The sequence below is a fragment of the Antarctobacter heliothermus genome (genome assembly GCF_900188425.1).
Classification (GTDB): Bacteria; Pseudomonadota; Alphaproteobacteria; order Rhodobacterales; family Rhodobacteraceae; genus Antarctobacter; species Antarctobacter heliothermus.
In genome coordinates this window covers 23,173-48,912 of the sequence record NZ_FZON01000040.1, presented here as the reverse complement: position 1 = coordinate 48,912, position 25,740 = coordinate 23,173, and the positions used below count along the sequence as shown (strand labels likewise).

Annotated in this window: 22 protein-coding genes; 4 read left to right on the top strand and 18 right to left on the bottom strand. The window is 64.7% G+C overall.

The window, feature by feature from the left end; all coding sequences use genetic code 11:
* Positions 1-315: SH3 domain-containing protein (locus tag CHB90_RS17905; RefSeq protein WP_141135918.1), on the top strand; the 315-nt coding region annotated here is incomplete at its 5' end.
* A gap of 71 nt (positions 316-386) precedes the next feature.
* On the opposite strand, the gene CHB90_RS17900 is transcribed toward CHB90_RS17905, so the two are convergent.
* A complete protein-coding gene (locus CHB90_RS17900; protein ID WP_089279224.1) occupies positions 387-1,994 on the bottom strand; it encodes a chloride channel protein in 1,608 nt (535 codons plus the stop codon).
* Between the two features lie 145 nt (positions 1,995-2,139).
* Between CHB90_RS17900 and CHB90_RS17895 the strand changes: the two genes are divergently transcribed.
* Positions 2,140-3,513 (top strand): FAD-binding oxidoreductase, encoded by a 1,374-nt coding sequence (locus CHB90_RS17895; protein WP_089279221.1) that lies wholly within the window; start codon positions 2,140-2,142, stop codon positions 3,511-3,513.
* A gap of 81 nt (positions 3,514-3,594) precedes the next feature.
* On the opposite strand, the gene CHB90_RS17890 is transcribed toward CHB90_RS17895, so the two are convergent.
* Positions 3,595-4,173, bottom strand: coding sequence for a TetR/AcrR family transcriptional regulator (locus CHB90_RS17890; RefSeq protein ID WP_089279220.1), 579 nt, complete (start codon positions 4,171-4,173; stop codon positions 3,595-3,597).
* Positions 4,174-4,425: 252 nt separating this feature from the next.
* Here CHB90_RS17890 and CHB90_RS17885 point away from each other — a divergent pair, with 252 nt between their 5' ends.
* The gene (locus CHB90_RS17885; RefSeq protein ID WP_089279219.1) at positions 4,426-4,938 is read left to right on the top strand and encodes an anthrone oxygenase family protein; all 513 of its coding nucleotides are present in this window, start codon (positions 4,426-4,428) and stop codon (positions 4,936-4,938) included.
* A gap of 19 nt (positions 4,939-4,957) precedes the next feature.
* Here the strand turns inward: CHB90_RS17885 and recN are convergent, their stop codons facing one another.
* The 14 genes from recN to CHB90_RS17815 form a co-directional block, all read right to left on the bottom strand.
* Positions 4,958-6,610 carry a DNA repair protein RecN gene (gene recN, locus CHB90_RS17880; protein WP_089279218.1) on the bottom strand — a complete coding sequence of 551 codons (1,653 nt, stop codon included), beginning with the start codon at positions 6,608-6,610 and terminating at the stop codon, positions 4,958-4,960.
* Positions 6,611-6,646: 36 nt separating this feature from the next.
* On the bottom strand, positions 6,647-7,501 hold the full coding sequence (locus tag CHB90_RS17875; protein ID WP_089279217.1) for an outer membrane protein assembly factor BamD: 855 nt from the start codon (positions 7,499-7,501) through the stop codon (positions 6,647-6,649).
* Positions 7,502-7,631: 130 nt separating this feature from the next.
* Positions 7,632-8,561, bottom strand: coding sequence for a UDP-3-O-acyl-N-acetylglucosamine deacetylase (gene lpxC / locus CHB90_RS17870; protein ID WP_089279216.1), 930 nt, complete (start codon positions 8,559-8,561; stop codon positions 7,632-7,634).
* Between the two features lie 387 nt (positions 8,562-8,948).
* Positions 8,949-10,574: a cell division protein FtsZ gene (gene ftsZ / locus CHB90_RS17865; protein WP_089279215.1), complete on the bottom strand. Its 1,626-nt coding sequence runs from the start codon at positions 10,572-10,574 to the stop codon at positions 8,949-8,951.
* Between the two features lie 385 nt (positions 10,575-10,959).
* Positions 10,960-12,288 (bottom strand): cell division protein FtsA, encoded by a 1,329-nt coding sequence (gene ftsA, locus CHB90_RS17860; protein ID WP_089279214.1) that lies wholly within the window; start codon positions 12,286-12,288, stop codon positions 10,960-10,962.
* Positions 12,285-13,199, bottom strand: coding sequence for a cell division protein FtsQ/DivIB (locus tag CHB90_RS17855; RefSeq protein WP_089279213.1), 915 nt, complete (start codon positions 13,197-13,199; stop codon positions 12,285-12,287). Before CHB90_RS17855 ends, ftsA begins: the two co-directional genes overlap by 4 nt.
* Complete coding sequence (locus CHB90_RS17850) at positions 13,187-14,101, bottom strand: D-alanine--D-alanine ligase (protein ID WP_089279212.1); 915 nt, start codon at positions 14,099-14,101, stop codon at positions 13,187-13,189. The genes CHB90_RS17855 and CHB90_RS17850 overlap by 13 nt, the downstream gene beginning before the upstream one ends.
* Positions 14,102-14,359: 258 nt before the next feature.
* The gene (gene murB, locus CHB90_RS17845; RefSeq protein ID WP_089279211.1) at positions 14,360-15,286 is read right to left on the bottom strand and encodes a UDP-N-acetylmuramate dehydrogenase; all 927 of its coding nucleotides are present in this window, start codon (positions 15,284-15,286) and stop codon (positions 14,360-14,362) included.
* 40 nt (positions 15,287-15,326) lie between these two features.
* Complete coding sequence (locus CHB90_RS17840; protein WP_089279210.1) at positions 15,327-15,611, bottom strand: hypothetical protein; 285 nt, start codon at positions 15,609-15,611, stop codon at positions 15,327-15,329.
* Positions 15,612-15,677: 66 nt separating this feature from the next.
* Positions 15,678-15,923 (bottom strand): DUF2484 family protein, encoded by a 246-nt coding sequence (locus CHB90_RS17835; protein WP_089279209.1) that lies wholly within the window; start codon positions 15,921-15,923, stop codon positions 15,678-15,680.
* A 154-nt stretch (positions 15,924-16,077) separates the two neighbouring features.
* Positions 16,078-17,733: a hypothetical protein gene (locus tag CHB90_RS26265; RefSeq protein WP_170941106.1), complete on the bottom strand. Its 1,656-nt coding sequence runs from the start codon at positions 17,731-17,733 to the stop codon at positions 16,078-16,080.
* A gap of 236 nt (positions 17,734-17,969) precedes the next feature.
* Positions 17,970-19,376 carry a UDP-N-acetylmuramate--L-alanine ligase gene (gene murC, locus CHB90_RS17825; RefSeq protein WP_089279208.1) on the bottom strand — a complete coding sequence of 469 codons (1,407 nt, stop codon included), beginning with the start codon at positions 19,374-19,376 and terminating at the stop codon, positions 17,970-17,972.
* A 13-nt stretch (positions 19,377-19,389) separates the two neighbouring features.
* Positions 19,390-20,526: a UDP-N-acetylglucosamine--N-acetylmuramyl-(pentapeptide) pyrophosphoryl-undecaprenol N-acetylglucosamine transferase gene (locus CHB90_RS17820; RefSeq protein ID WP_089279207.1), complete on the bottom strand. Its 1,137-nt coding sequence runs from the start codon at positions 20,524-20,526 to the stop codon at positions 19,390-19,392.
* 100 nt (positions 20,527-20,626) lie between these two features.
* Positions 20,627-21,793 (bottom strand): peptidoglycan glycosyltransferase FtsW, encoded by a 1,167-nt coding sequence (locus CHB90_RS17815; protein WP_089279206.1) that lies wholly within the window; start codon positions 21,791-21,793, stop codon positions 20,627-20,629.
* Positions 21,794-21,992: 199 nt separating this feature from the next.
* Here CHB90_RS17815 and CHB90_RS17810 point away from each other — a divergent pair, with 199 nt between their 5' ends.
* Positions 21,993-23,177: a BaiN/RdsA family NAD(P)/FAD-dependent oxidoreductase gene (locus CHB90_RS17810; RefSeq protein ID WP_089279205.1), complete on the top strand. Its 1,185-nt coding sequence runs from the start codon at positions 21,993-21,995 to the stop codon at positions 23,175-23,177.
* A 9-nt stretch (positions 23,178-23,186) separates the two neighbouring features.
* Here the strand turns inward: CHB90_RS17810 and murD are convergent, their stop codons facing one another.
* On the bottom strand, positions 23,187-24,590 hold the full coding sequence (gene murD, locus CHB90_RS17805) for a UDP-N-acetylmuramoyl-L-alanine--D-glutamate ligase (protein ID WP_089279204.1): 1,404 nt from the start codon (positions 24,588-24,590) through the stop codon (positions 23,187-23,189).
* Between the two features lie 62 nt (positions 24,591-24,652).
* A complete protein-coding gene (mraY, locus tag CHB90_RS17800) occupies positions 24,653-25,735 on the bottom strand; it encodes a phospho-N-acetylmuramoyl-pentapeptide-transferase (protein WP_089279203.1) in 1,083 nt (360 codons plus the stop codon).
* Positions 25,736-25,740 lie beyond the last annotated feature (5 nt).

Below are 25,740 nucleotides of genomic sequence, written 5' to 3'. Positions count from 1 at the left end.
TGGATCGACGCCCCCCGTGACGGCCACCTGAACCTGCGCAACGGGCCGGGACGGTCCTACAATGTCATCGACAAGATGCCCCACGGCGCAAAGGCGCATGTCCTCTACAAGCAGGACGGATGGTACAAGCTGCGCTTTGACGGCAGGATCGGATGGGCCAGCAGCCGCTTTCTGTCTGATCGAAAGGTCAAGAAAGATAACAAGAAAAACGACAAGACCTTTGACAGCTTTGACGATGCGGTTGCCGCTTGTAACGGGACCACCGGCGTCGCCCGCCAGGCTTGCCTCGCCAAGAACATCTCAAGGATCAAGTGATCGCGATACACCACCGGACACACGTCCGGACATCGGGCGGGCCATGCGTGGCCCGCCTTTTTTCGGTCCGGTTACCTGTGTTCTTCTTTCGCCGTCGCCGCCAGCGCCCGGTTATAGGCCTTCAACGCATCGACGTGGAACAGGGCGCCCTGCAAGACCGGCGCATCGTCGACCATCGTCACCACCGGCAGGAACGCGACGCCCGATTTGTCGAAACGCGGCAACGCCGTCTCCAGCGTCGCAGTGGCCAGCACATACAGTTCCTGCTCGATCATCCGCAGGCAGGCGTCCTCGTCGGCGGCGTTGTCGTCGGTCGGTTTGCGCATCACCCCCTGCACCCGGAACATCGCCAGCAGATAGGCCTGCGGCCCCGCTGCCAGATGCACGTTGCGCCGCTTCAACTGGGTCAGAAAGAACGACCGGTCCACCACGCGGCTGGCCAGCGCGGTCGACATTGACACCGACACCATCACCGCCAGCCCGGTCTGCCAGTCCCCTGTCAGTTCGAACACGATCAGCGTGGTCGAGATCGGCGCGCCCAGCACCGCCGCCGCCACCGCGCCCATGCCCGCCAGCGCATAGAGCGTAAAGGCCGAAGACACCTCGGGAAAGATACCCGTCGCGATATGGCCAAAGGTCAGCCCGGTCAGCGCCCCCACCATCAAGGAAGGCGAAAAGATCCCGCCGCCCATGCGCCCGGCCATGGTGATCGACACCGCCGCTACCTTGATCACCGCGAACACCAGCGCCTCATGCATCAACAGCCCGCCGGTCAGCGCGCGCGAGGTCGTCTCATACCCGACGCCGATGATATGCGGATACAGGATCGCCAGCCCGCCCAGCAGCAGCCCCGCCACCGCCGGGCGCAGCCAATACGGCAGGCCCAGCCGCTTTTGCAGCCGGGTTTCCATGTCGTCGGCAAAAAAGATCGCGTTCATCATGATCACCGCCACCAGCCCGCAGACCAGCCCGAGGATAAAGAACGCCGGCAGCTCCAGATAAAATTCCACCGTGGTTGTGCCCGGCAGGACAAATTCGGTGACATCGCCGTACACCAGCCGGTTGATCACCGTCCCCGCCGCGCTGGCCACCACGATCGGCGCAAAGGCGTGCAGCGCAAAATGTCGCAGGATGACCTCCAGCGCGAACAACGCCCCGGCAATCGGCGCGTTGAAGCTGGCCGAGACCGCCGCCGCCACAGCACAGCCCAGCAGATCGCGCCCGGTGATCCCGTCCACCTTCAGCGCGTTGGCCACCCAGCTTGAGGCCATGGCGGCGATATGCACCACCGGCCCCTCCCGGCCCGTCGATCCGCCGGTCGACAGGGTGATCCACGAACACAGAGCCGAGGCGATCCCCGCCTTCTTTTCCACCCGCCCGTCGTTCAGCGCCGCGCCTTCGATCACGTCGGCCACGGCCCGCACACGCCCGTCCGGCGTGGCCACATGCAGGATGATCCCCACAGCAATCCCGCCCAGCACCGGGATCACCAGCACCCAGATCCACGGCAGATGCTCGGCAAAGGAATGCAGCGTGTTGACGTCCGGCGTGCCGTAGACCAGCGTCTGCAACCACTCGACCGCGCCGCGAAAGGCAATCGCCGCAAGACCAGAGGCAATCCCGACCCCCAGCGCAATGAACCAGAACTGGATCTGCCCCGGCCCTCGATGCCGCAACATATCCCAGCCCTGCCCGCAGGCCGCCTTGACGCTGTGCAGTTGCTCTCGCAGCAGGCTGGACAATCCCGCCTCCCCAAATCCCGTGGCTTTCCCGCGACGCGCGCGCTGGTTAAGGTAGCCCGAGCAAAATGCCGGAGTCCCCCCAATGCCCATCGCGCAGGCGATCGATGATCTCAAAACCCTCCTAGGCGAACGCGTCAGCCTGTCCAAGAGCGATCTCGACGCGCATGGCGCATCGGAATCCTATTTTCCCACCACGCCGCCACAGGCCGTGGTCTATCCGCGTACCACGGCAGAGGTGCGCGACATCGTAAAAATCTGCGCCAGGGCCGACGTGCCGATGATCGGTTGGGGCGCGGGTACCTCGCTCGAAGGCCACGGTCAGGCCCTGCGCGGCGGCGTGTCGGTGGATTTCCGGCACATGAACAGGGTGCTGGAAATCCGCCCAGCCGACATGGATGTAACCGTTCAACCCGGCGTCACGCGTGAGGCCTTGAATGAGGAGCTGCGCGCCACCGGCCTGTTCTTTCCGGTCGATCCCGGCGCCAATGCCTCGCTGGGAGGCATGGCGATGACCCGCGCCTCTGGCACCACAACCGTGCGCTATGGCTCGATGCGCGACAACGTCATGGGGCTGGAGGTGGTGCTGGCCGACGGTCGGGTGATCCGCACAGGCACCCGCGCCCGCAAAAGTGCTGCGGGCTATGACCTGACCGCGCTCATGGTCGGCTCTGAGGGGACGCTGGGTCTGGTGACAGAACTGACCCTGCGCCTGCACGGCCAGCCAGAGGCAGTCAGCGCTGGCATCTGCGCCTTTCCTGACATGAACGCGGCCACCGCCTGCGTGATGGAGACGATCCAGATGGGCATCCCCCTTGCCCGGATCGAATTTGCCTGCGCCCAGACGGCGCGCGCCTTCAACGCCTATGCCGGCACCGACATGGCAGAGGCGCCGCACCTGATGATCGAATTTCATGGCAGCCCGCAAAGCACCGAACAGGACGCCGAACGCTTTGCCGAGATCGTCGCAGACCACGGCGGCAGCGCCTTCCGCTGGTCCGCCCGCGAAGAGGAACGCCGCGCGCTCTGGGCCATGCGTCATAACGGTTACTACGCCATCCTGGCCTCGCGCCCCGGCGCCCGTGCGGTTGTGACTGACATCTGCGTGCCGATCTCGCGTCTGGCGCAGGCGGTCGAGGCGACACAGGCCGACATCGCTGCCAGCGGCCTGCCCGGCCCGATCCTCGGCCATGTGGGCGACGGCAACTTTCACGCCATCCTGCTGATCGACCCCGACCAGCCCGCCGAACTGAACAAGGCCAAGGATCTGGCCGCGCGCATGGCCACCCGCGCCATTCAACTGGGGGGCACCTGCACCGGCGAACACGGCGTCGGCTATGGCAAGCTGCCCTTCATGCAGGCCGAACACGGCGACGCCTGGCAGGTCATGGGCAGCGTGAAAACCGCGCTGGACCCGCAAAACCTGATGAACCCCGGCAAACTGGTGCCCGGCAACTAGGCGCTTCTGCCGGATGTGGCCGGAGGGCGGGCCGCTGACGGGCGCAGCCCCGGCAGTCGGGGCGGCCGCAGGTCCATCCGCCTAGCGGGCGGTCAACACACCCCGCGACGCGCGCCGGACCCGCGCACCCCGCGCCTCTGGCCCCGGCGGGCTCATCGCCCCGGTCACGCAGCGCAGCTGCCAATCGCCCACCAACAGATCCACCCATAGCGCGGCTGCGGCCTCGGGCGGCCCGGTCACCTCGCCCGCGGCGCACAGGTGTTCAAAAACCGCCACAAGCCGGGGAAAGACCGTGCCCCGCCCGGCCTCGGCCAGCACCGCTCCCAGGCTGTTGCTGGGGTCCGCCGCCGCCGCACGGTTCAACGCCACGGCGCGGTCGCTCAGCAGCATATCCAACAGCAGCGCGCCCAGATCGTCCAATGATGTTGCGTCCGGTGGCAAGGCCTCCAACCGTTCGGTGACCTGCGCCGCATTGCGTTGGATCAAGGCCCGAAACAGCCCGGTCTTGTCACCGTACCACCGATACATCGTCTCGTTCGAGGCCTTGGCCCGCTTTGCCACCGCCAGCATCGACAACCCGCCAAAGCCCTTTTCCGCCAACACCGCGTAGGCCGCCTCGGCAATCTGTGCTTCGCGTTCTGTCCGGTTCTCTGGTCGCATGGCATATCTCCCTTGACGCAAGGCGTACACCTATGTACGCATTTGCTCAAGGCGTACATAGGTGTACGCTTTTAACCGGAGAGCCACCAATGACCCCTGCCTTTTTCGAATACTGCGACACACACGACCGCCACAGACAGCAGACACAGGCCTCACGCCGCGCCCGACGCCACGCGCTCATCACGGCCTTGAAAACAATCCTGTCCTATCCCCTCGCCCGCCTCACGGCGCGCAGACTGCCGGTGTGAGCCGATGCAACGGTTCTTGGTGCCCACCAGCCTTGCCGCTCTGCTGTTCACAGGCGCGATCTTTGGCTTCTTCTATGCCTGGATCTGTTCGACCATATGGGGGCTGGATACGCTTGATCCGCGCATTGCCATCGCCGCCATGCAGGCCATGAACGAAAGCGTCCGCAACGCGGTCTTTGCCCCGGCGTTCTTTGGCACGCCGCTGGTCTGCGCGCTGGCCGCCTGTCTCAGTCTCGGGGTCCGCAACAGCCCCGCAGCCCTTGCCTTTGCGGCGGCGGCGCTGGTCTATGGCCTTGGCGGCATGGTGCTGACAATGGCGGTGAATGTGCCGATGAACCGCGCGCTTGGCGCGCTGGAGGTGCCGCAGGATCTGGCTCAGGCGCAGGCCCTCTGGCAGGCGTATTCGCCCCGCTGGCAAGTGTTCAACACGCTGCGCACCGTTGCGTCCGGGACTGCCTTGCTGCTTTGTGGGATCGGTCTGCTGGCCGTGTCCCGCCCGGCGGAGCACGCCACCTGACGCGCTCCAGCCTTGCGATTCACGCTTTCAACAACGCCCGCGCCGCCGCGCGGGCCTCTTTTGTGACCACGTCGCCGGACAGCATCCGCGCAATCTCATCCTCGCGGTCGCCCACCGCCAGCGGCAGCACTTCGGACAGCGTCTTCTCGCCCTCGACCCGTTTGGACACCCGCCAGTGATGCCCGCCCAGCGCCGCCACCTGCGGCGAATGGGTCACGACCAGCACCTGCCCGCCCTCGGACAGCGCCTTGAGCCTGCGGCCCACCGCATCCGCCGTGGCCCCGCCAACACCCCGGTCGATCTCATCAAAGATCATCGTCGCCCCGCGCCCCTGCGCCTCTGTCAGGCAGACCTTGAGCGCCAGCAGGAACCGCGACAGCTCGCCGCCAGAGGCGATCTTGTTCAGCGCCCCTGCGGGCGCGCCGGGGTTGGTCGCTACGGTAAAGGCGACGGTGTCGCGCCCCTCCGGTCCCGCCGGGGCCTCGGTGACAGCGGTGTGAAACACCGCCCGTTCCATCTTGAGCGGGGCCAATTCGCCCGCCACCGCCACGTCCAGCCGCCCCGCCGCCTCGCGCCGCCGCGCGCTGAGTGCCGTGGCCGCCGCATCATAGCCCGCCTCTGCCGCCTTCAGATCAGCGCGCAGCCCGCCAATCCGCGCCTCGCCCGCGTCCAGTGCCGCCAGCCGGTCCGACAGCTCTGCCGCCAATCCCGGCAGGGCGTCCGGCATCACCTGATGTTTGCGCGCCAAACCCCGGATCGCAAAAAGCCGTTCTTCGGTATCGTCCAGGTCTGCCGGGTTGAACTCCAGCGCATCAAGGCAATCGGCCACGCCGCGCGCGGCCTCATCCAGTTCCGCCATCGCCCGCGTCAACGCCCCGATGGGCGCATCCAACAGTCCGCCCGCCTTTTCTGCCGCCCCGTCCAGCCAGCGCAGAGCGTTCGACATGGCCCCTTCGGCCCCGTCATACCCCAGCGCACTGGAGGCTTGCCCGATGTCATCGCGGATCTTTTCAGCCGCTTGCATGGAGCGGCGGCGGGCGTCCAGCTCTGCCTCTTCTCCCTCGACCGGACCAAGCTTTTCCAGCTCAGCCACCGCATGACGCAGGAACTCTTCTTCGGCGCGCACCGCCTCCAGCGCCGCTTGTGCCGCATCCAGCGCCTTGCGCGCCGCGCCCATCGCCCGCCACGCCGTGCGCACCCCGGCAATGGCCGGGGCCGCATCCGCATATAGATCAAGGATCGCGCGATGCCCCTTGGGGTCCAGCAAGCCGCGATCATCATGCTGGCCGTGCAACTCGACCAAGGTTTCCGACAGGCGCCGCAGCACCTCACCAGACACGCGGCGGTCATTGACCCAACCGGTCTTGCGCCCGTCCTTGGTGTTCACCCGCCGCAGGATCAGCTCATCCGACGCGGGCAGCCCCGCCTCTTCCAGCACCGCAAAAGCCGCATGACCCTGGGGCAGCTCAAATTCGGCCACAACCTCGCCCTGCTCGGCACCAGAACGCACCAGTTCCGCGCGCCCGCGCCAGCCCAGCACAAAGCCCAGCGAATCCAGCAGGATCGACTTTCCGGCCCCGGTTTCCCCGGTCAACACGTTCAGCCCCGGCTGGAACTCCAGTTCCAGCCGCTCGATGATCAACATGTCCCGTATTTCAAGCGCGCGCAGCATGGTTCGCCGTCGGGCAGACCTGTGGTCCGCCGCTCCTTACAACCACTCGCCCTTGATCATCTGACGATAGATCGCCGACAGCCAGTTGTCGCCAAGAACAGTGGGCTTCAGCCCCTGCTTGGTCAACAGCTTGAACCCGTCCTCGTACCAGTCGGTCGACTGGTAATTGTAGCCAAGGATGGCCCCGGCAGTCTGCGCCTCGTTCAGAAGACCAAGCGAGAGATAGGACTCGATCAGACGATACAGCGCCTCCGGCGTGTGGGTCGTGGTCTGGAAATCCTCGACCACCACGCGGAATCGGCTGATCGCAGCACCGTAGTGCGACCGTTTCAGATAATAGCGCCCGACTTCCATTTCCTTGGCCGCCAGATGGTCAAAGGCCAGGTCGAATTTCAGGATCGAGGACCGTGCGTATTCGCTGTCGGGATAGCGTTCGATCACCGTGCGCAGCGCCTGCAAGGCCTGGAACGTCAGCCCCTGGTCGCGGCCCACCAGTTCGATCTGGTCATAGTAGGACAGCGCCAGCAGATATTGCGCATAGGCGGCGTCGTCTTCGGCGGGATAGAAATCGATGTACCGCTGCGCCGCAGAGCGCGCGTTCTCATAGTCCGTATCTTCGTGATAGGCATAGGCCTGCATGATCAATGCACGTTTGGCCCATTCCGAATAGGGATACAGCCGCTCAACCTCACCAAAGTAAAAGGCTGCGTCCTTCTCGTCCTTGCGCGACAGTTCATATTCGCCGCGTTCAAAGATCTGCTTGGCGGTAAAGCTTTCCAGCGGCACGCCACCCGGGCCCACTTCTTTGCGCTGCAATTCACCACAGCCCGCCAGCGACAGCACAAGTGCCACCGCCACGACCCCAAGTTTCCGCGATCCGCCCCCAGTCATGCCCGATCGTCCTCTACTTCGTGCGGCACCGCCTTGAGCGGCTGCCATTGGGAGCGGTCTAGCACAGAAAATTCCGGTGCAAAATGTCTTGTGGACCGAATAATGCGCGCCATGCCGCCCACTGGGGCGCTCAGGCCACGGCCGGAATCTCATGCCGTTCGACACCGGAGCCGGGAAGGCGCGCAGCTTGGTCCACATCACACTGGACCACACGGTAGGCACCGGGCCTGTCAAACAGCGCCCGCAGCAGGCCATTTGTCATGGCGTGACCGGCCTTGTGGCCCTCATAATGGCCAATGATCGGCGCACCGGCCAACGCGAGATCGCCCAGCGCATCCAGCATCTTGTGGCGCACGGCCTCATCCGAATGGCGCAACCCGCCGGGGGACAGGACCTTGTCGCCGTCAACCACAACCGCGTTTTCATAGGTGCCGCCCAGCGCCTTGCCCGCCGCATGCATCGCCTCTACATCCGACGCGCGACAGAACGTGCGGCTGTCGCACAGTTCGCGCACAAAGGCGCCATTCGCAAGGTTCAGCGTTTTGGTCTGTTCGCCAATCGCCGCATCGGCAAAAGCGATATGGAATTGCATGGTCAGCCCCTGCCCCATCTCCGCCGGAGACAGACGCGCCCACCCCATGTCGGTGCGGATCTCGACCGGGGCGAGAACCTCGATCGCGCGGATCGGCGTTGCAAGTTGGCGCAGGCCACGGGCCAGAATGCCACGCACAAACGGAACCGACGACCCGTCGAGGATGGGGGCCTCGGGTCCGTCGATCTCGATCAATGCGTTGTGGACACCGCAGCCCGACAGCGCCGCCATGACATGTTCGACCGTGGATACAGAGGTGCCCGCGCGGTTCACGATCCGGGTACACAGCGGCGACGCATCGACAGCGTCCCACCGGGCCGGAACCATCGTGTCGCCAAGCGCGATGTCGGTGCGTTTGAACCAGATGCCATAATCGGCGCTGGCCGGACGGATGGTCAGGCGCGCTGGCGCGCCGGAATGAAGTCCAACACCTGTGAATGTGATCGGCGAACGAAGAGTGGTCTGCACGAGGCTGCCCCTGAGTTGCACACGTCCCCCCAACCTGGACGCGGCTTTGACATTGGACCTAGCGAAGCCTCACCCGCGCCTCAAATCAAAGATTGCAACGGTGTGAAACATCCCCTGCAAGCGGTCGGCGAAACCCCGCCACACACCCGAAGGTCATGCCGTAACTCCTTGTGGTTACTGCATTATCCACGGGACACCCCACGCGCGACTTGACACCTTCGAACCAGCGGAACAGGGTGTTTTTTGCAGCAATGTTGCGTTTTGTGAACACCTTTGTTTCCCGCCCCGAAACAGGAAAACGCCCCCTGCCAAGGCAGAGGGCGCTCTCACGAGGTCGACTAGGTCAGGCGCTCGGGTTCGGCCCGTCCGCCTGTGGGTAACTCCGGCTCAGTTGGCCTGACGGCGCAGGAAGGCCGGGATTTCGATCCGGTCGTCCTCGGCTTCGGGCTCCTGATCATGGATCGGGGCCGGGCGATGCGCCTGCACCGGCGGCTGCGCGCGGCGGGCCTGCGGTGCGGCCTGATGCTCGCTATGGCCGGTCATCCGCCCGATCAGCGAGTTGACGCTAAAGCGCGAGCGTTCCTCTGCCGGGGCTGCGGGGGCAGCCTGCGGTGCGGCAGCGGCGGCCTGCGTTTCTTCGCGGGTCCGCGCGGCGGCGGCCTTCAGCCGGTCCAGCGTGGCCGGGCTGGGCGTGCCAGGAGCGGGTGCGCGCGGTGCGACAAAGTCCTGCGGGTCCGCCTCGATCGTGTCCGGGGCGGGGCGGAACTCGGCCACATGGGCGCGGTAGACCGGCGGCGGCAGGCCGTCGTCGGCGCGCTCATCCTCGATCACCTCGTCATACTCGCGCGAGATCACCGGATCGGCCTGTGCGACCTCGTCCATCTGACCGAACAGCGACGGCTCGGGCTCTGCCTCGGCGGCGCGGGCGGCTACCGGTTCCGGCGCGGGCTGCGGCGCAGGGGCCGGGGCGGGCGTGGAGGTGTTTGCCAGGTTGCCCAGCGGCTTGGACAGCGGACGGCGCGGCACCGGGACATCCCCGGTGTTGTCGCGGGCGTCGATGCCGGTGGCGACGACGGACACACGCATCCGGCCTGCCATGCTATCGTCCAGCGTGCTGCCGACGATGATGTTCGCCTCTGCGTCCACTTCTTCGCGGATGCGGTTGGCCGCTTCGTCCAGTTCGAACAGCGTCAGGTCGTTGCCGCCGGTGATGTTGATCAACACACCGCGTGCACCCTTGAGGCTGATTTCGTCCAGCAGTGGGTTGGCGATGGCCTTTTCGGCGGCCTGAACCGCGCGATCCTCGCCCTCGCCCTCGCCTGTGCCCATCATGGCCTTGCCCATCTCGTCCATCACCGCGCGCACGTCGGCAAAGTCGAGGTTGATCAGACCCGGACGGACCATCAGATCCGTCACCCCTTTGACGCCCTGATACAGCACGTCATCCGCAAGGCTGAACGCCTCGGTAAAGGTGGTCTTTTCGTTCGCAAGGCGGAACAGGTTCTGGTTCGGGATGATGATCAGCGTATCGACAACCTTTTGCAGGCTTTCGACACCGGCCTCGGCCTGCTTCATCCGCTTGGCGCCCTCGAACTGAAAGGGCTTGGTCACCACGCCAACGGTCAGCACACCCAGTTCACGCGCCGCTTGCGCGATGATCGGGGCCGCCCCTGTCCCGGTGCCGCCCCCCATACCTGCGGTGATGAAACACATGTGTGCGCCGGCCAGATGGTCGACGATCTGTTCGATGCTTTCCTCGGCGGCGGCGGCACCCACGCTGGCGCGCGCCCCGGCACCCAGACCCTCGGTCACCTTGACACCCAGCTGCACGCGGCTTTGCGACATGCTTTGGGCCAACGCCTGAGCGTCGGTATTGGCGACGACAAAATCGACGCCCTCAAGGTTTTTCTCGATCATGTTGTTGACGGCATTGCCGCCCGCGCCGCCCACGCCAAAGACCGTGATCCGGGGTCTCAGCTCGTCCTGTCCGGGCATCGAAAGATTCAGTGCCATGTTGTCGTCCGCCTGTTTTTTATTCCGGTTTCAGGCCTGTGCGCGGCCCGTTCCCTTGAATCCTACCGATAGACGCCCGGTCCGTCACGCGAAAAACGCGTGAAATCTACCAAATGTGGCAAATTCGCGGCATGCATTGGCCGCATTTCGCCCACACGCCCAGATACGGTGGATTGCCCAGAACAGACCACTAAAGCCACGCCACGAACACTCGTGGCGCGCTATGGTTCGACTGACAATTTGAGGGAGTCTGCCCGACGTCCCGTAGCCCCGCCTCTGTGGACGGATTTGTGTATAACCTAACAGAGCCTTACCAGCCCGTCAGCCCCGGAAGTGATCCTCTACAGCGATTTTTCGGGCCTGCCAGGCAGGAACCGATCACGCCTTACCAGTTCTCGCGAAACCACTGCACCGCGCGCTTCAACGAGCGCGCCGGCAGCCGGTCCACCGGGATCTCAAAGTCCCACCATTCGTCCTGCGGATGCGCCGCGAACAGGCACAGACCGACGGCGGTGGCAAATCCCGGCCCCGTCGCCGCCTGCGGCAACCCGTGGACGCGCAGCGGGCGGCCAAGGCGTACCTGCTGGCCGAGGATCTTGGACGCCAATCCATCCAGACCGGGGATCTGCGACGCTCCTCCGGTCAATACGATCTGTTGCGACGGCAAATGGTCAAAGCCCGCCGCATCCAGCCGCATCCGCACCTCTTCGAGGATCTCCTCGACGCGCGGACGCATGATGCCGATCAGTTCGGCGCGGCTGACGGTGCGGCGGTCGTGTTCCCAGTCGCCGGAATCGCCGCCGATCTCGATCATCTCGCGGTCGTCGATGCCGGTGGCCACCAGTCCGCCGTAGAATGTCTTGATCCGCTCCGCCGTCGCCATCGAGACCTTCAGCCCCTTCGAGATGTCGCGGGTGACGTGATCGCCGCCCATGCGCACGCTGTCGGCGTAGATCATGTGTTTCTTGATAAAGATCGACAGGCCCGTGGCACCGCCGCCCATGTCGATACAGGCCGACCCCAGTTCCTGTTCGTCCTCGACCAGCGCAGACACACCGCTGACATAGCCGGATGAGGCCAGCCCGGCCAATTCCAGATCACAGCGTTTGATGCAATGGGCCAGGTTCTGGATCGCCTGCCCTTCGACCGTCAGCATGTGCATGTCACAGCCCAGCTCATTGCCGATCTGCCCGCGCGGATCAATCAGGCCCGAGCGGTGGTCCAGCACAAAATTCACCGGCTGCGCGTGCAGGACCTCGCGGCCATAGCCAAAGTCCGGCACATCACAGGCCGACAGCACCCGCGCCACGTCCTGCTCATCCACCGTGGTGCCCAGCACCTCGGATTTGCCCGCCAACCCGTAAGAGCGCGGCTCGGCCCCGGAAAAGGCGGCAATGACGTGATCGACCCGGATACCGGCCATCTTTTGCGCCGCCTGCACCGCTGTGCGGATCGACCGTTCGGTGGCGCCCATGTCGTGGACCTCGCCGTGGCGCACCCCGCGCGACCGCGTTGTCGCGGCCCCGATCACCCGGAATCCCGACTGCCCCGCCAGCGACCCGATGCCCTCATCGGACGGGTCGGTGCCGTCAAAGCGCAGCACCAGACAGGCCACCTTGGACGACCCTACATCCAGAATGGCCACCACGCCGCGCTGCATCGCTGCGCGCCGCATGTTCCGCATCGCCCTTTGGGACTCGTAAAGCTCGATCATCGCACCACTTCCCTACCAGCCTCAATCGCCTTGATCCGCCACATCTGCTGCGTGGCGTCCTCGGTCATTCGTATTGTTGGTCTGCGCGGCAGGCGCAGGTCGACCACCGTCAGGTCGCGCGCCAGCAGGTCCAGCCCCGGCGTCAGCGCCATGCCGATGGCCTGTTCCAGCGCCCGTTCCGCGCCCGCCTCGGGCAGCATGATCCGTTGACCCCGGTCCAGCACCACGTCCCAGCGCCGCGCGCCGATCCGTTCAAACCCGCGCAGCCGCGCCCGCACCGGCCCGGTCAGCGCGTACAGCCGCAGCGCCTCGTCCACCGCCAGTTCCGCCGCGTCGCCCGCCACCACCGGCAGCGCGGCAAAGGCCCCGCGTGACGCGGCCGGACCGACAAAGATCCCTTCGTCGTCCAGCAGGTGCAACCCCTCGGCGGTCCGCCACAGCACGACAGGCCTGCGCTCAACCACGTCCACCTGCAACACGCCGCCCTGCCGCACCCGCAGCTCTGCCGTCTTGACCGCGTCCAGTGCCGTCACTGTGCGCTGCATCTGCTCAAGGTCCAGATCGAAAGAGCTTTTGGGAAAGTCGATCGACAGATTGGCCCGGATCGCAACCGCCACCTCCGGTGCCGCGCCGTCAATCGCCATCATGCGGACCTGAAATTCGGGCCGGTTTTCCACCGTGGCGCGCACTTCGCTCAGCATCAGGTGAAAGGCCTCGCGGTTTTCATCTACTGCAAACCACGCCGCCCCCGCGCCAAAGCACAGACCAAACGGCAGCAACACCCGCAGGGCAAAGCGAAAGAACGGCGTCAGCATCAGCCGTTCCAGCCGGTATTTCAGCTTGGATGCGCGCGGGTCCAGCCGCGCCATCTGCGGATCGTCATTGGCGGCCTGCGCCTCTACCTGTCGCATGAGGCATCCTTCACCATCCAGTCACAGAACTGGCCAAAACTCAGCCCCACCAACGCACCGTGTTCCGGTGACAGAGAGGTCGGCGTCATGCCCGGCTGGGTGTTTGTCTCCAGCAGGATCAGCCCGTCGAGGCCCCTGCCCTCATCCCAGCGGAAATCGGTCCGCGACACGCCCCGGCACCCCAGCGCCTTATGGGCGCGCAGGGCGTAATCCAGACAGGCGTCGGTGATCTTCTGCGGCACCTCGGCGGGGCAGACATGCCGCGACCCGCCGGTCTTGTATTTCGCGTCGTAATCGTACCAGCCGTCGGTGACGATATCCGTCACACCCAATGCCCGGTCGCCCATCACGGTTGTGGTCAACTCTCGCCCCGGCACAAAGGCCTCGACCATGACCACCTCTGGCATCGCGGCATCCAGCTGCGGCGGCCCGTTGGCCGCCTCATCCACCAGATAGACGCCGACCGACGATCCCTCATTGTAGGGTTTCACCACATAGGGCGGCGCCATCACATGACGCGCGCGCACCTCATCGGCCCGCGCCAGCAGGCTCTCGGCCACCGGCAGTCCGGCGGCGCGGTACACGTCCTTGGTCTTTTCCTTGTCCATCGCCAGCGCCGAGGCCAGAACCCCGGAATGCGTATACGGGATGCGCAGCCACTCCAGCATCCCCTGGATACAGCCGTCCTCGCCCCAGCGCCCGTGCAATGCGTTGAAAACCACGTCCGGGGCAATCTCTGCCAGCCGCTCGGCCACATCGGGGCCCGCGTCCAGTTCGATCACCTCGTATCCTTCGCCCCTCAAAGCGGCGGCGCATTCCCGACCGGAAACAAGCGAGACCTCGCGCTCGGACGAGGGACCACCTTTTAACACCACCACTTTCGGGATTGTCCTGCTCGACATTCCCAAATCTGCCTCAACTGCCCGGGGGCCGTGCCCCCATTCTTATTCAGAGGGCCGTGCCCCCATTCTTATTCAGAGGGCCGTGCCCCCATTCTTATTCAGAGGGCCGTGCCCCCATTCGGTCCCAAGGGGAAACACCCCCATGGATCGCGCAGGGGCTCAACACCCTGTCGCAAAGTCTTGCGCGGTCACTGCCGCCATCTGTTGTACAACCGCCTGTGGTTGCCGGACCCTGTTTTTATTGTCGTACCAGTGGCCCTAGCCGCGGTCCGGTTCACCGACCCGCATGATTTCCCAGTGTAGCTCTATTCCGCTGTGTTGGAAAACCTTTTTTCGCACCGATTCGCCCAGCCCTTCGAGGTCCGCCGCCGTGGCGCCCCCGGTGTTCACCAGAAAATTCGAATGCTTGGGCGACATCTGCGCGCCGCCCTGCACGGCGCCGCGCATCCCGGCCTCATCAATCACCTTCCACGCCTTCAGGTCATGGACGTCATCCGCCTGCCCGGTTGAGGAAAACCCGGCAGGGTTGCGGAACGTGCTGCCTGCGGTGCGGTCCTTGGTCGGCTGCGTCTCATCGCGCTTCTTCAATTGCGCATCCATCCGCGCGGCCAACGCCTCCGGGTCGCCCGGCACACCCTCAAACACCGCCTCCACCAGCACCCAGCCCTCTGGCAACGCGCTTTGCCGGTACTGTAACGACAACTCCGCCGCCGGGATCACCACCAGATCGCCGCCCCGCGTCACCGCGCGCACCTCGACCAGATGATCCGCCACATAGGTGCCATAACAGCCCGCGTTCATCCGCACCGCGCCGCCGATGCTGCCCGGAATGGTGCGCAAAAACGTCAGATCAACACCCGCCTCTGCCGAACGCTTGGCCACATGCGCATCCAGCGCCGCCGCCCCCGCCGTCACCCGAACGCCATCCACCGAGATGCCGTTGAACCCGCGCCCCAACCGGATCACGCAGGCCCGAATACCGCCATCGCGCACAATCAGGTTGGACCCGACGCCCATCGGGAACACCGGCACATCGCGGGGCAACTCCTCCAGAAACCCGCGCAAATCGTCCAGATCGGCAGGTTGAAACAGCCAATCCGCAGGCCCGCCCACGCGCAGCCATGTCAGATCGTTCAGCGGGCGGTCCGGGGTCAACCGTCCGCGCGGGGTAGGAAAATTGCTCATCCCCGGTTGCTAGGACGCACGACGCGCCGCTGCAAGAGGATCATTCGACCTGCGGGATCCCCTCGGCCTTGATCCGCCGCCACCGACCAATCAATGCGCCCAGCCCAAGACCCAACAGCGCCGGGGCCGCGCCCAACAGCCACAGCACCACATAGGCCAGCGCATCCCAGCCCTGCGCCGTCTGGCTCTTGTACAAACCCCAGGCCATCAGTATCGCCAACAGAGCCGACAGCGCCCAGGCCAGACCGGACAGCCCATAACGCAAAAAACCCCAACCGGCGGTCAGACCGATCAGCGCCGCAACAGCGGGAATGATGAAAATCATGGGCACAGCCCTCCTTGCGGCAACAGTCTTGCCGCGCGGACACAGGCCGCGCCAGTCAGGAGGCCCTTACCTTGCGGTCTGCCGCACCCAGCGAAACAGATAGCGCAGCGGCCAGCGCAACACGCTCATTCCGGCAAACAGGACAAACAGCCCGACCCAAGGACCGTTCTGATAGGTGACAAACCCGACAAGCGGAATGCCCAACGCGATCAACACATAGGCGCGCGTCCAATGGTTGTCCCGCGACGGGAGCATCGCCAGCACATTGGCCAGCACGGCCCAAGCACAGGCGAGTATTAACGAAACGGTCATTGTCTGCCCTCCGTATCCCCCCAGAGGTGTGGTTAGCTTGCGCCAGTCACGCCGATCAGGCAAGCCCTGCGATAGATGCAATTGCAGAAAAGGGCGGCTTGCGGGCGGTTTAGGACGGGAAAGGCAGGCATTTGTCCATAGGGCGCTAAATTCCTCACGAAACAAAACTGGATAGCCAGTCAAGGATCTCTGCAATCTTGGTCCACCGCCCATGGTTCTTGATCGCACCGTCCACTCCCTTGCTGGCCCCTTGCGCCACCGGGGCCATACGCTCCGTCAACCGCTTGACCGTCGCCGCGCTGCCCGCATAAGCCCGCGCAAAGCGTTTCGCGAGGTAGGACCGCCGTTCGTCCGATTGCGCTTCGGCCAGTTGCGACTTCAGGTCTTCCAGCCCCTCGACCAACTCCTTCAACGCGGTCTGTGCGTCCGGCGAAAGCGGCTTCAACCCCTGTACCTGCGCCTGTGACAAGGCATCGACCGTCACGCTCAGCACGCGCACCAGTTCCGCCGGATCGCTGTCACCCAATTCGAACCGGTCCAACGGTTCCATCCGCCGCAACACTGGCCCCAGATGTTTGCGGCAAATAGCGCGAAAGGCATCCAGCGCGTCGTCCAGCATCCGCGCATTGGTCTCGCCCACCACCGCGCGGTCCACTTCGACCGCCGCATGCAACTCGGCATATTGGCCCAGTTGCACAAACCGACGCGCCCGCAATCGGGACGCACCCTCGCAGCGCTGCAATTCCTGACCCAACTTGTCCGCCGAGCGCACCATTGGCACAGGCCGGTTCCGCCCCTCTGCGGCGTCGCCTGCAAAGTCGGTGAAATCCTGCAATTGGTCGCGCAGGTCCTCACAGTCTTCGTAAAAGGCTCGGATGACGTCCGGGTCGCGCAGATGGTCCAGATCGTCATCGAACTCCGCCAGAACCATCCAGTTGTGAACGTCCTCAAAACTGAAATCGCTGAAGGCAGCCTCGGACAATGGCGGAACAAAATCCCGCTCGATCTTGGCAATCGCTGCTGCAACCTTGTCCGGGTCTGTCCACGTTTCCTCGTCAATCCTTTCGACGATGGCCAGTTGCAACTGCGGATCAATCGGCGTGCCCGCCTTTGCCCCCGCCCACCAGCGCCGCCAGAACTCCCAACGTTCGACTGGATCAGTATCCCACAGTGCCAACATCTTGACCTCGCCCTCCACGAACCAATCGGGCGTGGCTCCGGGCCAAAGGGCTTGTCCCATCACGTCACCCTCCGCTTCCAGCAGAACGGCGTCGGCGACGGCGTCGGCGACGGCGGCGGTGGCGTAGGCGGCGGCGTAGGAGGCGTCGGCGGTGGCGGTGGCGTCGGCGTAGGAGGCGTCGGCGGTGGCGGTGGCGTCGGCGTAGGAGGCGGCGGCGGCGGCGGCGGCGTCGGCGTCGGCGGCGTCGGCGGTGGCGTCGGCGTAGGAGGCGGCGTAGGCGGCGGCGGCGGCGGCGGCGTCGGCGTCGGCGGCGTCGGCGGTGGCGTCGGCGTAGGAGGCGGCGACGGCGGCGGTGGCGTAGGAGGCGGCGTAGGCGGCGGTGGCGGTGGCGGTGGCGCTACTGATATCGGCAGTTGGCAAGGTGCTCGCAACTGCCGATATCAAACCACAACGCAAAACCGGCAAAGCTGTCAAATCACCTTTCCGCGCCCAATCCTCCCCCATCGCCGCCCCCCAGAACGGCAAAGCTCGCAGCATCGCGCGATGCGCGATCACCACCGCATCCTCTCGCGGCCGCGTCTTCAGCCACGCCTCCAGCGTCTTTCGATTTTTGATGTCTTTGGCCTTCATCCCGCAACTCTCGCCCCCGCCAAGCCAAACCGCAACGGCTTATCCCTCCCCCCAGCTTCTTCTGTCCAAAAATATCCCGGGGGAGGCCGAAGGCCGGGGGCAGCGCCCCCACACCCCCCAAAACAAAACAGCCCCCGAAGGGGCCATTTCTTAAAGAAACGTAAAACCGTCTCTGTAACCCATTGATTTCACATACCCCGAACACTGTCCACGCGTGGACAGGGGGTGGCCGGGCTTCAGCCCGGCACCGCCTCCAGCCGCGCCGGCAATCCGTTCGCCCAGGCCGAAATCGTGCCCGCCCCCAGACAGACCACCATATCCCCCGGCTGCGCCTGCTCACGCACCAACCGCTCCAGATCGTCCTCGTCGCGGATCGCCCGCGCATGGCGATGGCCATGCCGCACCAGCCCCGCCACCAGGTCATCGCGCGTGGCCCCCGGAATGGGGTCCTCACCGGCGGCAAACACCTCGGCAATCGCCACCACATCCGCCTCGTTGAAGCAGGAACAGAATTCCTCAAAGTGATGCGACAGGCGGCTGTACCGATGCGGCTGATGCACCGCGATCACCCGCCCCTCGCTGGCCTGCCGCGCCGCTTTCAAAACGGCGGCGATCTCCACCGGGTGGTGGCCATAATCGTCGATGATCGTCACGCCGTTCACCTCCCCCACCTTGGTGAAGCGCCGGTTCACCCCGCCAAATGCGGCCAAGGCCTTGCGGATCTCATCGCCCGACATGCCCAGATGCCGCGCCACCGCGATGGCCGACAAAGCATTGCTCACGTTGTGATCGCCCGGCATTGGCAGGGTCATGCCCTCGATCACCTCACCCGTCTGCTGGAACACCACGTCGAAATGCGCCACGCCGCCCTTGTAGGTCAGCCCAACCGCCCGCACGTCCGCCTGCGCGTTGAATCCGTAGGTCACCACACGGCGGTCGGACACACGACCGACCAAAGCCTGCACCTCGGGGTGATCAGTGCAACAGACTGCCAGACCGTAGAAGGGGATGTTCGACACGAAATCATAGAACCCGTTGCGCAGGTTCTCGATCGTGCCCCAATGCTCCATATGCTCGGGGTCGATGTTGGTCACAATGGCGATGGTCGCGGGCAAGCGGTTGAAGGTGCCGTCGCTCTCATCGGCCTCGACGACCATCCACTCGCCCTGCCCCATCCGCGCGTTGGAGCCATAGGCGTGAATGATCCCGCCGTTCACCACCGTGGGGTCAAACTCACCAGCGTCCAGCAGCGTGGCGACCATCGTCGTGGTTGTCGTCTTGCCATGCGTTCCGGCCACCGCGACGTTGGATTTCAGACGCATGAGTTCGGCCAGCATCTCCGCCCGGCGCACGACGGGCAGACCGCGGCGGCGCGCCTCGTCCAGTTCGGGGTTGCCCGGCTTGATCGCCGAAGAGATCACCACAACCTCGGCCCCCTCAAGGTTCGAGGCCACCTGCCCCTCGAACACCCGCGCGCCCAGATCCACCAACCGCTGCGTGATCTTGGTCGATTTCAGGTCCGAGCCCTGAACCGAATAGCCGTGGTTCAACAGCACCTCGGCGATACCGGACATGCCGATCCCGCCAATCCCGACGAAATGGATCGCGCCCACATCGCCGGGCAGCTTTGTCGCGCCGGTCATGCAAGCGCCCCGCTCAATCCCCAAGTCCTTCATCTGCCGTGCCCTCATCGTTTGTTGTTATGCCTGCCAGTTCTTCGACCAGCGCGGCCAAGTGGTCCGCCGCCTCGGGTTTTCCCACCCGCAGCGCCGCGTGCACCATCCGGATCGCGCCCTGTTCGTTGCTCAGAACCGCCTGGATTGTCTCTGTCAGCGTCTCGATTGTCAGCTTGGTTTCCGGGATGCGGATGGCTGCCCCCGCGTCCACCAGCGCCTGCGCATTGGCCATCTGGTGATCGCCTGTCGCGTGCGGATAGGGGATCAGGATGCTAGGTCGTCCGATCACCGCAATATCCGCCACCGAGGACGCCCCGGAGCGCGAGATCACCAATTGCGCCTCGCTCATCCGCGCCGGCACGTCGTGAAAGAACGGCTGCACATCCGCGTCCAGCCCGTGTTCGGCGTAATAGGTCGCCACGCGCAACTCATCCTCGTCCCGCGCCTGATGGCTGACCCGCAGGTTGCCGACCATGTCCAGCGGCAGGGCGGCAATGGCGGGCGGCACAATGTCCGACAGTGCCCGCGCCCCCTGAGAGCCGCCGATCACAAGGATCGACATCGGATAAGGACCCGGCGCGATATAGCCCGCGCCCGCCCGTTCCCGCACCGCCAGGCGCACCGGGTTGCCGGTGTGGATGCCCTCAACCCCTTCGGGCAGGTCAGTCGGCCATGTGCCGCAGGCCATGACGTCGACCTTGGACGCAAACCAGGTGTTCACCTTGCCCAAGACGCCGTTCTGTTCATGGATCATGCGCGGCAGCTTCATCAGCCAGGCGGCGGTCAGCGCCGGCACGCTGGGATAGCCGCCAAAGCCCACTACCACGTCAGGCCGGTCGCGCCGCATGCCGAAAATCGCCGACATCACACCAGAGGCCAGCCGAAATGGCACCAGTGCCTTGGCCAGAACCCCGCCGCGGTCAAAGGTGGCAGAGGCGACTGTTTCGATCTCGACCCCCTCGGGAAAGGCGCCGGTGTAGCGCGCACCGCGCTGGTCCGTCGACAGCTTTACCCGCCAACCGCGCGCCAGCATGATTTCCGCAAGGGCCTGCGCAGGGAACATGTGTCCACCTGTGCCGCCCGCCGCCATCACCAGCAAAGGCTTGCGCTTGCCCATTTAATCCACTCCGTACCCGATCCACGCGCGGATATAACATCCCCACGTCCCCGTCCATGACAAGGGGAAGACCGGCAGGTTCCTGCCCATAAGGCCGGTGTCACCGCGCCCGCCCGCGCAGAATGTCGCGGATTTCGCCCTGGGGCCGGGACCGGGTAAAGGCCAGCAGCATCCCCACAGCGATACCGCCCGCGATCAGAGACGACCCGCCGTAGCTGACAAAGGGCAGCGTCATGCCCTTGGCCGGCAGCAGACGCACCGCCACACCCATGTTGATCATCGCCTGCACGCCGAACATGGCGGCAAGCCCGGTGCCCGCCAGCCGGATAAACGGATCGCGTTCCCGCATAAGCCGGATCAGGCTGCGCATGACGATGGCCGCGTACAGTGTCAGGATCACCAGAACCATCAGCAGGCCGTATTCCTCGGCCGCGACGGCGATGATGAAATCCGTATGCGCGTCCGGCAGGCTCCACTTCACTTGCCCCTCTCCGACGCCGACGCCGAAAAAGCCGCCCTCGCGGATCGCGTTTTCCGCATAGCCAAGCTGTGAGGTCGGATCGACCTCGGGGTTCAGGAAACCGTCAAACCGACGCTGGAAATGCTCTGACGAGTTGTAGGCCAACATGCCGCCCAGCACGACCAGCCCCGCCAGCCCCGCCAGCAACAGCATCGGCGCGCCGCCGACAAACCACATCACGCCCCAGCCAAACAGGATCAGCGCCGCCTGACCAAAGTCCGGCTGAAATGCCAGCATCAGCACGATCGCGAACATCAGGATAAAGGAGTACATCCGCCCCGGCGGTCCGCTCAATTCCTGCCCTGCGGCCATCAGCCAGGCGGTCAGGATCACGAAAAGCGGCTTGAGAAACTCCGACGGTTGCACGCTGGCAAAGCCCAGCGAATACCACCGCACCGCGCCCTTGCCGAAATCGGTGCCCAGAACCGGCAGCAGCGCCAGCGCGACGAAGGCCACGAAAAAACCCATCACCGCCAGCCGTCGCACCATCACCGGCCCCATCATCGAGGTCAGCACCATGGCCACCATTGCGAGGCCGCCAAAGAACGCCTGACGCTGGACATAGTAGAAAGGCGGCAGGCCGATGCGGTCCGCCAGCGGCGGCGAGGCGGCGAGGCCCAGCAATAGCCCTACGCCGAACAGCATGAAAATAAAGGACAAGGTCCACTTGTCCACCGTCCGCCACCATTTCGGCAACACCGGCTCGCCACCCTTCACGGGCACCGTGCCATAAACCATCTCTGTCATCTGAACACCGCTACTGCCTCGGACCGTCCGGTTTTCCGGATCTGACGCCCAGTGTAGCGCAGAAATTGCGGTCACGCCAAATGAATCCGGTGACCGCCAAAGCGGTGTGACCCAGCAGTCACGTCGAAGCCCGGATTTCTCAATTTACCGGCTTGGCGTCCTCTGGCCTTTTGCCGGATTTGCCCCTACCTCCCGGTCCATGCATGTCACCACCTTGATCCTTGGCGCAGGGGCCGCCGGACTGATGGCCGCCGCCCAGGCGGGACCGGATGTTCTGGTCATCGACCACGCCAAGGCCCCCGGTGAAAAGATCCGTATTTCCGGCGGCGGGCGCTGCAACTTCACGAATATGTATTGCGATCCCGATAGTTTCCTGTCCGAAAATCCACATTTCGCCAAATCCGCCCTTGCCCGCTATACGCAATGGGATTTCATCGAGATGGTCGACCGCCACGGCATCGCCTGGCACGAAAAGACGCTGGGACAGTTGTTCTGTGACGGAAAGTCCATCCAGATCGTCGACATGCTATTGCAGGAAATGGAGAAATCCGGCGCCCGCCTCTGGCTGCGCACCGCGATCAAGGAGGTGCGCCACGCCGACGGCCGCTTTGTCACCCTGCTGGAGAAAGAGGGGCGTGACGTTGAGGTCACGTCGCAAAACCTGATCCTCGCCACGGGCGGCAAATCCATCCCCAAGATGGGTGCCACCGGCATCGCCTATGACATCGCCCAGCAGTTTGGCCATGACCTGACAGAGACCCGCCCCGCGCTGGTCCCGCTGACCTTTGGTGACCGCTTTTCCGCGATCTCTGGCGTTGCAACCAACACGCTGATTTCCAACGATAAGGCCAGCTTTCCCGAGGCCATGCTGTTCACCCATCGCGGCCTGTCCGGACCTGCCATCCTGCAAATCTCCAGTTATTGGCACGAAGGTCAAGAGATCGTGGTCAACCTGCTGCCCGATCTGGAACTTTCCGGCCTCCTGCGGGACAAACGCCAATCCGACGGCAAGCGCGCGCTCAGCGCCGAACTGACCACCCACCTGCCCGCCCGCCTCGTGAGCTTTCTTGGGCAGGAGATTGATCTGAAAGGTAATATCGCTGATCTGTCCGACACGCGCATCGACCAGTTGACCGATGCCCTCACCGCTTGGCGGCTCAAACCCACCGGCTCTGAGGGCTATCGCACCGCAGAGGTCACCCTTGGCGGCGTTTCAACAGCAGGTCTCGACTCCAAGTCGCTGATGTCAAAACACCTGCCCGGTCTGTATGTGATCGGGGAGGCCGTTGACGTCACGGGTTGGCTGGGCGGCTACAATTTCCAATGGGCTTGGGCCTCGGGCGTGGCCGCCGCGCGCGACATTCAGAGCCGTGCAACCGGCTGAAAACGCACCCTATTCCAGACCTGTTACAGACTTGACGCAGGCAATGAAATCATTCCCGCGTTGTTCAAAATTGTCGTACTGATCGAAACTCGCCGCCGCCGGGGCCAACAGAACCACCTCACCCGGCTGGGCATCCGCAGCGGCGCGCGCGACGGCCGTCGCCATATCACCGCAGATTTCCGCCAGAACACCCGGCAGTTGCAAGGCAAAGCTCTCTGGCTCACGGCCGATCACATAGGCCTTGGCCACATGGTCCAACGCGGGCTGCAATGCCGCCAGTCCGCCGTCCTTCATCAACCCACCACAGACCCAGCGGATTTTCGGGAACGCCAAGAGCGCCTTGAGCGCCGAGTCGACATTTGTTGCCTTTGAATCATTCACATAGGTGACGCCGTTCACCTCTGCCACCCGCTGGCTGCGGTGCGGAAGACCGCCAAAACTGCGCATGGCGGCCTCGATCTCACGCGGGGCAAGGGTCAGGCTGCGACACGCCGCATAGGCTGCACAGGCGTTCTGGTGGTTGTGCGCGCCGGGCAACCCGGCGATCTCGCGCAGGTCAAACGACGCCACCTGCCGCCCCTTGCGCCACTCGGACAAAAACCCTTTGCGCGCAAAGACATACCACCCCGGACCGCCCAGCTTCTGGCCGCTGGACACCCGGATCACCCGGTCATCCGCGCGCCCCTCTGACAGTTGCCCGGCCAAGTACAACCCCTCTACCTCATCGACGCCAATGACAGCCCGATCCGGCCCGCCCTCGGCGAACAGCCGTCGCTTGGCCGCGAAATAGCCGCCCAGGCCCGCGTGCCGGTCCAGGTGATCGGCGGAAAAGTTGGTGAAAACAGCCACATCCGGGGTCAAGCTGCGCGCAAGATCGGTCTGGTAACTGGACAGTTCCAGCACCACGACCCCGCCATCGCCCGGAGGGTCGATGTCCAGCACGCCGCGCCCGATATTGCCGGCAAGCTGGCTCTCGCGGCCCGCCGTCGTCAGAATGTGGTGGATCAGCGCCGACGTGGTGGATTTGCCGTTCGACCCGGTCACTGCAATCACCTTGGGCGGCTGGTCATACATGTCCCAATCGCCGCCAAGGCTTTGAAAGAACAGCCCGATGTCGTTGTCGACCGGCACACCCGCACGCAGGGCCGCCGCGATGGCCGCATTAGGCTGCGGATACAGATGCGGAATGCCGGGCGAGGTGATCAGGCAGGCCACGTCGTCAAATGCCTCGGCCCGGTCCAGCCTGCGGACCTCGAACCCGTCACCCTCGGCCCGTGTCCGGGCCGCGTCGGTGTCGTCCCAGACCACCACCCGCGCACCACCCTCGCGCAGCGCCCGCGCTGCTGACAGACCGGACCGCCCCAGTCCCAACACCGCCACCACAGCGCCCTCAAACCCGCGAACAGGGATCATGACTGGTCTCCGAATAGGTCACAAAGGCACGCCAAGCGCCTGTTGGACATGAAATTTCCGGTTCAGCGAACTTTCAGCGTGGCCAGTCCGATGATCGCCAGGATCAACGAAATGATCCAGAACCGGATCACGATGGTCGGCTCGGCCCAGCCCTTTTTCTCATAGTGGTGGTGGATCGGCGCCATCAGGAAGACGCGCTTGCCGGTGCGTTTGAAATACAACACCTGGATGATCACCGACAGGGCCTCGACCACGAACAGCCCGCCGACGATCGCCAGAACCACCTCGTGCTTGGTCGCCACCGCGATGGCCCCCAATGCGCCGCCCAGCGCCAGCGACCCGGTATCGCCCATGAACACCGCCGCCGGTGGCGCGTTGTACCACAGAAACCCCAGCCCGCCGCCCACAACCCCGGCGGCAAAAATCAGGATCTCACCAGTGCCGGGCACATAGTGCACGTCGAGGTATTCAGTAAAATCGACCCGGCCCACCGCATAGGCAATCACGCCCAGCGTCGAGGTGGCAATCATCACCGGCATGATGGCCAGCCCGTCCAGACCGTCCGTCAGGTTGACTGCATTGGCCGCGCCCACGATCACGATCATGGCGAAGGGCACAAAGAAGTACCCCAGATAGACCAGCGTGTCCTTGAAGATCGGAAAAGCCACCCGGTAGGACAGGTCTTCGGGATGATAGGCCGCAGCCCAGAACCCGGCGATCCCGGCAATGACAAATCCCAGCAATAGCCGCACCTTGCCGGACACGCCTGCGGTGTTCTGCTTGCTCACCTTGGCGTAGTCATCGGCAAACCCGATGGCCGCGTAGGAAATGGTCACGAACAGCACCATCCAGACAAACGGATTGTCCAGCCGCGCCCACAGCAGGGTCGAGGTGACCAGCGCGCCGATGATCAGCAACCCGCCCATCGTGGGCGTGCCTGCCTTGGCGAAATGCCCCTCGGGGCCGTCGGCGCGGATCGGCTGGCCCTTGCCCTGCCGCTTGCGCAGCACGTTGATCAGCGGCGGACCAAACAGAAAGCCAAAGATCAGCGCCGTCAGGAATGCCCCGCCTGCGCGAAAGGTGATGTAGCGAAACAGGTTGAAGGCGTCGCCGCCGTCACTGAACTCTGTCAGCCAGAATAGCATGGCTC